This window comes from Methylobacterium indicum (assembly GCF_001043895.1).
GTDB lineage: Bacteria > Pseudomonadota > Alphaproteobacteria > Rhizobiales > Beijerinckiaceae > Methylobacterium > Methylobacterium indicum.
The window spans coordinates 1-606 of record NZ_JTHF01000403.1 but is presented as its reverse complement, the minus strand read 5'-3'; the positions used below and the strand labels follow the sequence as shown (position 1 = coordinate 606).

At 64.5% G+C, this 606-nt stretch carries 2 protein-coding genes; both read right to left on the bottom strand.

Annotated elements, in window-relative coordinates; all coding sequences use genetic code 11:
* A partial coding sequence (locus tag QR78_RS30790; RefSeq protein WP_048431442.1) for a TadE/TadG family type IV pilus assembly protein occupies window positions 1–283 on the bottom strand: 283 nt, incomplete at its 3' end.
* Window positions 284–359: 76 nt separating this feature from the next.
* The coding region (locus tag QR78_RS35790) for a hypothetical protein (RefSeq protein ID WP_208993255.1) at window positions 360–606 on the bottom strand (247 nt) is incomplete at its 5' end.

Sequence of the window (606 nt, the reverse complement as noted above, 5' to 3'; positions counted from 1 at the left end):
CGCCGCCGGCCGGCCCGGGCCGACGAGTGACCGGCTCGGCCACCACCCCGATCGGGTCGCCGCCGAGCCGCGTGCCCGCCAGGCTCTTCACCTGAGCTTCCGCGACGGCCTGGATCCGGCGCCGGTCGTAGGCACTGACCTGCATGTCGGAGACGACGGCGAGCGCCGTGGAGTCGGCGATGGCCTGGAGTTGCTGCTTGCGAACGAGCCAGGTCGCGTAGTCGACCGCGACCCCGATGCTGGCCAACAAGACAGGCAAGACGACTGCGAAGATGATCGCCACGCTGGCATCATCATCTCCCGAAAATCGCCGGAGCTTCCCGCGATGCCCAAACGAATGCTCATGCGCTTTCATTATTCTATGACGTTGGGTCATCAATCATAAAGAATATATTAATGCGATTGTTGAAAGCCGGAATCCGTGATGATTTGCCTGTTTGTGCATCTTTTCGGGCCTGCCGCGCCGCGGTGTTTTGGAAGCCCATTGCCAATTCCTCCCAATTCCCGCGACGTCGCCTCGCGTGGGGCGGCTGCCGCTGCGGGATCGCGGCCCCGTCGCGGGTGCGCGCACGGGCCGACAGACGTGCGGCCTCGGCATCCCGACGA